We start from the raw sequence: 9,295 nt of genomic DNA on the forward strand, positions 1-9,295 counted from the left end.
TAGCATATTTAATAAACTTGTTTTACTTGTAATCATAATCTAGAAAGGCCTACTTAAAAAGTAGACCTAATCCCGTAACCTTATTCAAAATCTGTATATAATAGATACTTCTTACGCATCTCCTTATATTCGGTCAATTCCTGTTGCCAGGACGCTTTAATTTCATCTTCGGTTTTACCCGCAATAATTTGTTTTCTCAGCTCGTCTGTGCCCGCCAACTTATCGAAGAACTCAGGTCTCGCAAAGAATTTTGTTTTGTCCGGCATCTTATTATAGAAATCCAAAACGTACTTCAGCGTGAATTTTTGCTGATCAGCATCCAATCCTCTTAGATCTTGTCCATACATCGTCTGCCCTTTCCCTTCAACATGCTTTACCATCCCTGCTTTTTCACCTGGAGTGTATTTAAAATCACCATACACAGGATTATCATAACCCACAACCTGGAACGGCCAGTCTGTACCACGTCCTACAGATATATCTGTTCCTTCAAAAAGACACAGCGCTCCATATAGACGAACCGATAAGTGATTTGGCAACGACGGAGAGGGCACAACCGGCAATTCATACATTGTAGCATGATCCCAATTTTGCACAGGTATCACCGTCACTTTACACTGACGACCATTTTCCAGCCATTTTTCACCGTTGATCATATGTGCCAGTTCACCAACAGTAAGACCGTGTATCATGGCAATTTTATGCAATGATACGTTTGATTTAAACTTGTCATCTTTACGCACAGGACCATCTATTTGGTCTCCGCATGGATTAGGACGATCCAATACGATGAGCTCCTTATTATGCTTAGCACACAGTTCCATCACACGGTGCATAGATGCGATATAGGTATAGAAACGTGCTCCGACATCCTGTAAATCAAAAATCATGATATCTATGGATTGTATAATAGAATCCTGCTTATCATTCTTACCGTATAATGTATACAAAGGAAGTCCTGTCTTTGCGTCCTTGTCATTGCTGACTTTTTCGCCACGCTCGATATCCCCACGAAAACCGTGCTCTGGAGCAAAACCAAATCTCAGGTCCACCTTTTCACGGAGCAATACATCAACCAGATGTTCCTTTTTCGCTCCAACCACAGATGTTTGATTACCCATCAACCCCACTTTTTTACCTTTCAACAAAGGTAAATAAGCTGCTAACTGATCAGCTCCGGTTTTAATTTCGTTATTGACTATAAAATCTGATTTCACGGGTGGATCAGTAAGATTGCTTGCTTGACTGTTAAATCCACAAAAGAAAAACATCGAGCCTACTAAGCTAGATGCTACTAAAGGTAAAAACTTCATATATACAGCGTTATTTATTTGTATCTATCGTGCGTTATTTATCAACATTACAGTTTACTTCGCTAAAAATAACACAATAAAACGCATAATACCGCATAAACAACGAAATAAAAAGCAAGCTTAAGTCACATTTACACATTAAAGACGCATAAAAACGAATTCAAAAAAATAAGAACATTCAAGAAAATAGAAGGAATTTATACGTTAAATAAATGTTAAACCCAATTTATAGAGCGAAGTGAGTTTAGTTGATAGTGTAAGAAAGACACTATTTAGTAACGTTTTTAATACAGTACGTAAAAAAAGCCCCTCGCAGAAAACTGCAAGGGGCTTAAAACGCATTATAAAAAATAATGTTATTCTACAATATCCCACCAAACAGGAAATGACCAAATATCGTCACTCAATGCATTTGGATGCGATGCTTTCACATTATTTGAATTATAATTGATTTCGTGAGAAACTTGCATAACTCGTCTAAACTGTTTGCCCATCGGAATCTTCACTTGAGCAGCAGCAGTAACCTTATACTCATGAGGCACGTCCCAGCCTAAGTAAGAATTCGCACTATAATCATGTCTGCGCATATCATTCCAATTTTGCTGAGAGTATGACATAGCGATATATTTTTGCGTCATGATTTTTGCCATGTTAATATTGGATTCTGTCCCGATACCATTATTGACAAAAGCATCAATCTTAGCCTGATCCATCGGGGATTTACTTGGATTAATATTACCATAAGTTTTCAGCTTGGTATTCATCATATCGATATTAGCCAAAACTCCTTGTTTATAAGCGTCGAACGCTTGCTTTTGCTGTCCTTTACGCATATATATTTCAGCTTTAATAAAACACATCTCCGCGTAAGTCATCACAAATGTTTGCGCGTCAGGCCTAGAATAGAATGTACCACTACCACCTACAGTCCCATCTTTCCACTTATAGATATCAGAGTTATCACTATTATATCCGATCGAACTACTCTTCATTGACACATACACGGTATCCCCCCAACGGGCAGGGTTTGCATTATTAATATACCAGGTGCCCGGCTTGATCACCCGGCCATTATTGTCAATATCCTTAGCAGTCTCATTGTAAGAACCATTTATAGGCCCAGCATTCATACGGATATCAGACTGCATATCAACCCCTTTTGAGCGCAAAAATTTCTTTGGAAAACCAAACTCCGCCCAAGGGATCAATTTATCAGCTCTTGGATCTTCAACTCCATTTCCAGCAAAGTTTGTTAGGATATTCTCATACCATTTAGTCACTCTAAAGTTGGTATTCATTCCAATATTATCAAACAAAATAGATGTCTTTATAGGATCATTAAATAAGGGATCTCCAGACCCTTCTTTTACATCTTCATGATTGACAACTGTACTTTCCGCATTTGAAACCGGAGCTTTATCTAATAGCGCCAATATCTCATCAGGCTTGTAAAGTGATGACTTCTTGGATAAGTTATTCATCCAACGGGCTTTCAGACCATAGCAAAGCTTAATCCATTTGTTTACATCCCCTTTGTTCCAACTATCCCCAGCACTCAATGGCGTTGCTGTACTTGGTTGTTGCATTTCGAAATAAGCAATTGCGGAATCTATATCGGCCAAACATCCCTCAAAGATTGTTTTACCATCATCAAATTTAGGTGTAATATTCAAGCTTAAGGCTTCCGTATAAGGCATTTCACCATACCAATCCGTCATTAACATAAATCCCATAGCGCGTATTACCTTAGCTGCTCCAAGGTAGTGATATGCCTGCTCCGCTTCTGCTCTCTTTTCCAGCTCAGCAATATTGGATGCTACGGTAACAAAAAAGAATTGATAAGGTGTCGTGACCATACCAGCCACAGGATTCCACCCTGCCGCCAAACTTTGCTGCGCAGTAGCGTTATTGATAAATGTAAGTCCTTGAGTTACTAATGCAGCTCTAGCACCAGCCGTTCCCTGAGCATACATCAGATGATGTTGCATCCAGGGTAAACGACTATTCACTGTTGCATCCTTACTAGATGGATTACTTGGATCATTATTAATATCCAACCAACTTTTGCTACACGCACCAAGTGTTATTGACGCTACAAAAAGTATTAAAAGTTTATTCATTTTATTCATCACAATCAGATTAGAATTTAAAGTTTAACCCAAATGCCACTCCAGCAGTACTAGGTACCCCATTAAAGTCTATTCCGACAGAACTAGACCCTACGATGCCTGAACCTGCTGCTGATGCTTCTGGATCCATACCTTTATAGTTTGTTAATAACCAAAGATTAGTACCAGTAACCGTAGCTGTCAATCCTTTGACCACTTTCGACAGACCTGCATTTTTCACTAATTCATTTCTGAAATCGTAAGACAAAGATATTGAACGCAATCTCAACCAATTGGTATTCGTCATGAAATTAGCACTTTCTCTAGCGTAAAAAGTTGTATAATAATCCTGTATAATCTTCTTACCACTGGTCTTAACACCGCTGATCTCATAATCCTGATCAGCTACATAAGTAAAGGATTTATCTTCATAAACAGGGTTAGAGGCTGTCCCTGTGTTTATCGCTCCGTTCAAAGTAATGGATTCTCTTTCCATCGAACGCTTGCTCATACCATTAATCGTCATAGCATAGTCCGTACCATTATAGATGTCTCCACCTATTCTAAAGTCGAAAAGGAAAGAAAGGTTCAAATTTTTATACTGGAAACTATTATTAAATCCTCCCGTCAATTTTGGTTCCCTATTACCGATAGCATAAGTTGTCAGGTTATCACTCACAGGCATACCTGTCTTTGAATCTAGCACAACTTTACCATCCGGTGTCCGCGTCCATTTTGATCCAGAGATCGCCATAAAATCTCCTCCATTAAAAGAAGCCGCCTTTGCATTACCAACCTGAACATCCGTAACATACAAGACTTCGGCACCTTTAAATAGATTTTCTAACGTTCCTTTATTTCTCGCCATGTTCAATGTTGATTCCCATACAAAACCATCTTTAACAATAGGTTTACCTGTCAGTGCCAGCTCCATACCTTTATTATAGATATCACCTGCATTTACAGAAACCAAGATATAACCTGTGGACTGCCCCATCCTTGGAGAAATGATCTGGTCGTAAGAATTATTGGTATAATAAGTATAATCAACACCCAAACGGTTATTAAAAAATCGCAATTCAGCACCGATTTCGAAAGACGTTGTACTTTCTGGTTTCAGAATTGGATTTCCTCTATTCCAATGATTACCAGTACCGACAAGGCCTCCTAAAAAGTCTTTCGAAGGCCATAAGTAGGTATCCGTCAAATAAGGAGTTGCATCCTTACCAACCTTCGCCCATGATGCCCTCACCTTACCAAAACTTAGCCAATCAACATCCTTTGTAAGCTCTGAAAACACAAAACTACCACCCACAGAAGGGTAAAAATAAGATCGATTCGCCACAGGTAGTGTCGATGTCCAGTCATTTCTTCCTGTAACATTTAAGAAAAGCATATTTTTATAGGCAGCTTTTAACTCTCCGTAAAGCCCAAATAATCTTCTCTTATTTTCTATGGAAGAAAAACGTTTATTTGCGTCAATAATATTTTCGAAACTATAAAACTTATCTACGACAAAATTAAATCCCATTCTTCTGTTATTATCAACAGTAGTCTGCTCAGAGTAGAAACCGACTAACGCTCCGAGATCGAAATCGCCTACAGTCTTATTAAAGTTTGACATCAAATTGGAGGACCAATAATTGAATTTATAGTCACTCTCAGACATCATACCTTTTTGAAACTGTTCTTTAACCGCCCCATTTTCTGCGATCAATGTTGAGTTTCTTGTCAAATAGCTATCCGTACCCACCTGATAAGAAACATTCCACCAATCAAATAAATTCAGATTAGCGTTAATATTTGCTGTAAAGCGCTCCGTTTTATCACCCAATACGTTTCTATTTACAGTCCAGTACGGGTTTTCAACATCGTCTTGGAGTTTCTGCAATCCTTCAAACATGCGATATTTCGTCCCATCATCATTAAGATACTTACGCATATCGTCATTTCTCGACCATCTGTAGACAGAATTCATTGCTCCTGTACCACCTGAATTGTAAAGGCCTGCAGAAGTTAATGTCTTGTCTGTATTTGCTAAGGAGTATGCTATATTTGCACCTAGTTTCAACCTTCCATACTTCTGATCTCCGTTGAATCTGAAAGTAGTCTTATCAAAGCCAGTAGATGGTACGATACCTTTTTGATCAAAACGCGAGGCAGATATATAGTACGTTGTATTCTGACTACCTCCTGCCAAACTTACATTGTTATCATAAATAGACGAAGTCTGGAAAAAGTCTTTAATATTGTCATACATGACATCATTAGCTCCGAATTCCTCACCCCATGACTGCGTAGTGTAGGTATCCAATACCCCTTTCGCATTATACGATCCTCGTTTATATTTATTTTGTTGCTCAGGAAGCCTATTTACCCAATTCGTAGAAGCTCTTGATGAAAAGCTAATCTCGGCTCTCCCTTCTTTACCTCTTTTTGTCGTAATAATAATCGCTCCTGCAGCAGCCCGTGAACCATACAACGCAGCGGCAGCTGGTCCCTTTAATACCGAAACGTTCTCAATATCCTCAGGATTCACATCCATGATTCGATTACTATTGGATGAAGATGTAGTTTGCGCACCATCAAATCCACTGTTACCACCTAATACCGTAGAGTTGTCGTAAATTACGCCGTCAACTACAAAAAGAGGCTGATTATCACGCTCTAATGAAGTACCACCACGTAAAATAATTTGCGCTCCAGCACCAGCAGCACCTGAACTTTGCGTTACGTTCACACCAGCGATTTTACCTGCTAGTGAGTTCACCACATTAGACGTCTTGTTCTTCATCAATTCGTCTGCCTTGATATCCTGCACAGCATACCCCAGCGCTTTCTTTTCCTTCTTGATACCCAAAGCCGTTACAACCACCTCATCAATAGCTTCTTCTGAGCCACTCAATTTGATGTTGTAGACATTGCCCGAGCCCACTAATTGTGAAGTCTCTCCAGAACCGATTGCTCTAAAGATCAATGTTTCGCCTGGCGCAGCTTGGATTGAGAAAGAACCATCCGCATTCGTCTGCACGGAGCGTGTTGTTCCCTTTACAATAACAGTTACGTTGCTCAGGCCACCTCCGTCAGAAGAAGTTACCTTACCCGAAACTGCTTTTTGCTGTGCCATCAAACAGGATGCATAAAGGCACACCCCGAAAAAAGCAAGTAAAAATCTCTTTTTCATGTGTTTGATAGTTTGTTAAAATTGTGTTTATTTTCTAATAATAGATTTGTACACCAGTAATTTAGTTAAGCAAGTCTACGAAAAAAAATGGGGTTATGCGTTTTTTTGCGAAACTATTTTACAAAAATTCACAAATAAAAATCCACACACACTATCTAAAACATGAATAAAATTCAGCATACAGCCTCTAAATCAAAACAAAAGACAAAAAAAAGACTAAACCATCACAACACACTGATTACCAACACTTGTTTATACAACTTTTTTAAAACGGCAAAAAACGCAAAAACTAAGGAGCTCTCATTTACTTTGGACACGAATCATTAGAATCAACCTGCATAACTCAATCAGCCTTGGCCTCAAACCAGGCCATAAAGTCCTCCACGTCATTTTTCGAGACCACGATCTGTTGGGTATAACCCTCTACCAGTTCCAGGATCATTCCCTTATCCGCCCGAGGCTTACAACCCAATATTATATCACGATGCACCACCGCATTACGACCAGCCTTTCTATACACCTGCTTATCCAAATAGCTATACAGTCCTGTCAGTGTATGATTATCTTCATAAAACGCATCCACACCATAATAGATTTCATTAATCCCATCACTATGCCATATCAGTTTTACTGGGACATCTAATAGGCGAATCTTTTCGCCATCTTTGATTGCAATAATCGGATTGTCCTCGGTCACCGCATCCTCCTCCACTATCTTATTCCCGTTCTTGTGAACGCTACTTTCATCTGCTTTATTTTTTTCCAACAGATCGAAATAGGTATCTTTAAGCGACTCTACACTACAGAACAGACTATAAGCAATCGGGATTATCAACGAAACTGGAATCTGGAAAACTTTAAGATGTATCCGCACTAGCAAACGCCCCGTAACCTGTCTATACATATGGTCAAATACCTCCATGAACAGCATCCCACCCACTATGCACAATATCACCATCAACAACATCCGCTTGTAGTATCCCTCTTTCCAAGGCTGTTTCTCATCCAGATACCTCGTGATCCCATAGATATACTCCAGCACCATGAAGACCAATACCCAACACCAAACTAGATCGACATAATAATCGACATTCTCCATCACGTGCGACCATATCTTCCACCCATCACCGATCGGATGCCCCAATGTAGAAATGAATAGCGCAATGACAAGAGCCCACACCATACGTAGGATACGCTTATTTCGCTCCGAGAGCTTATAATGAGGCTCCTCTTCATTATTTAAAAAGAACATGACCATAATCTCAAATTTTTGATCGTTTATAACTATTTGGCAACCATAATATTACAAAAACAAACCCACAATTTCAAAAAACTTCGCAGGATACCACTATATCTCACCAATATCCGTCAATAAATACGGAAAAAAGTGAACCTCTTATTTTCTTTGCTTTCGAGCATAGAGAATTAAACTAACGATATGGTGGGCGTACCGAGGTCCTAACCATCTTTCCCGATGGTATATCGTCCTGAGCAGAATAGCCACAGGCAGTGAGACCCGCTATTTATATCCTTCGGTACGCCATAGGGCTGGATGGGATAGCTCAGGACACAGGGACGCGGGTACAGCGATACAGTGCAAACAAAACCAGTGGGCAGGACGCGCCAAGGCTGCGCCGCTGAGAACAAGGAGCCTTGGCGGAGCAAATAACAGTATAGAAGATCACTTGAGATGAAAAGAAGAAACACAGCATTACACATCATGACAGCATGGATCGCAAATCTGCGACCACTGTCGCTATCCTCCCATTGGCGGATCAGGCTGTGCGTATTCTTGACTACCAAAGTAGCCTTGAGCAGGTTCTATCGACAACCAGACGTATACATTAGGATACGCTTGCTCCGCCAGAGCCTCTTAGCCCAGCAGAGAGTCGTCAATAGAATCTGGTACCCCCTCAAGTTTGCCGTATTCACGGGCAGCTCGGCTGTCCGGCCTCTAGGAGGTCGGCTGTCCACCCCACGGAGCTTGTTCCGAATTTACTTCGGAAACTCCTCGACTGCATCACTGTGAGGTAAAACCGCGATGCACATTAAACAACAAGATTTAAAAACAACTAAAAGAATGCTTATGCGTGCTTTAAAAAATAACTGGCTACGCGCTGGTATTACATTATTATTTTTATTGGGTGCTTTCTTCGTATTGAAAGCGATAGAGAAGGGTGATTATAAAACGACAAATGTCGAAACAATTATCTTTCATTATGATAGCGAAGACACTTCTGAAGGAGCTTTCTCCGATCCAAGCAAATGGAAGGAGGGCCCTGCTCCGTCAAACAGACCTTGTGGAACAGGTCTTAACAAACCCTGTCAAAAAACAGCTGCAAGTAAAGAAGAACTTGACGACATGTTGGAAGAAAAAACCAACTCAGAAGTACTTGCTTTAGTAGACAGTAAAAGAGATTAATTTTTTCTCTTCTAAAATTAAGGGGCTGTCTAAAAAGCTTGAATTTCTCGTCTTTGCGAGGAAGTATGACAAAGCAATCTGTGTTTTAAGTAAGTTAGATTGCCACACCATCGTTCCTCTGGTTCGCAATGACGACGATTTGTTACTTTTTAGATTCTGTGTTAATATACAAGTCAATTTTATATTTTTTTGTAATTTTAGGTTTTAGGCGGTCTTGTACCAGCCTGTTTAGGGTAGCCCTCGTTGGCTGCCCTAATTTGTATCTACC

The 9,295-nt window shown here is 39.9% G+C and carries 5 protein-coding genes; 1 reads left to right on the forward strand and 4 read right to left on the reverse strand.

The genetic code is table 11. From position 1 onward, the window contains the following. Positions 1–80: 80 nt before the first annotated feature. The 4 genes from JKG64_RS21570 to JKG64_RS21585 all read right to left on the reverse strand — a co-directional run bounded on the left by JKG64_RS21570 (position 81) and on the right by JKG64_RS21585 (position 7,863). The gene (locus JKG64_RS21570; protein WP_246512753.1) at positions 81–1,313 is read right to left on the reverse strand and encodes an exo-beta-N-acetylmuramidase NamZ family protein; all 1,233 of its coding nucleotides are present in this window, start codon (positions 1,311–1,313) and stop codon (positions 81–83) included. Between the two features lie 356 nt (positions 1,314–1,669). Then, positions 1,670–3,433 carry a SusD/RagB family nutrient-binding outer membrane lipoprotein gene (locus JKG64_RS21575; protein WP_210356342.1) on the reverse strand — a complete coding sequence of 588 codons (1,764 nt, stop codon included), beginning with the start codon at positions 3,431–3,433 and terminating at the stop codon, positions 1,670–1,672. A 19-nt stretch (positions 3,434–3,452) separates the two neighbouring features. Then, the gene (locus tag JKG64_RS21580) at positions 3,453–6,605 is read right to left on the reverse strand and encodes a SusC/RagA family TonB-linked outer membrane protein (RefSeq protein ID WP_210356343.1); all 3,153 of its coding nucleotides are present in this window, start codon (positions 6,603–6,605) and stop codon (positions 3,453–3,455) included. Between the two features lie 343 nt (positions 6,606–6,948). Next, positions 6,949–7,863: a hypothetical protein gene (locus JKG64_RS21585; RefSeq protein WP_210356344.1), complete on the reverse strand. Its 915-nt coding sequence runs from the start codon at positions 7,861–7,863 to the stop codon at positions 6,949–6,951. 828 nt (positions 7,864–8,691) lie between these two features. Here JKG64_RS21585 and JKG64_RS21590 point away from each other — a divergent pair. Next, complete coding sequence (locus tag JKG64_RS21590; RefSeq protein WP_210356345.1) at positions 8,692–9,027, forward strand: hypothetical protein; 336 nt, start codon at positions 8,692–8,694, stop codon at positions 9,025–9,027. Positions 9,028–9,295 lie beyond the last annotated feature (268 nt).

It is taken from the genome of Sphingobacterium tabacisoli (genome assembly GCF_017908035.1).
In the GTDB taxonomy this organism is placed as follows: domain Bacteria; phylum Bacteroidota; class Bacteroidia; order Sphingobacteriales; family Sphingobacteriaceae; genus Sphingobacterium; species Sphingobacterium tabacisoli.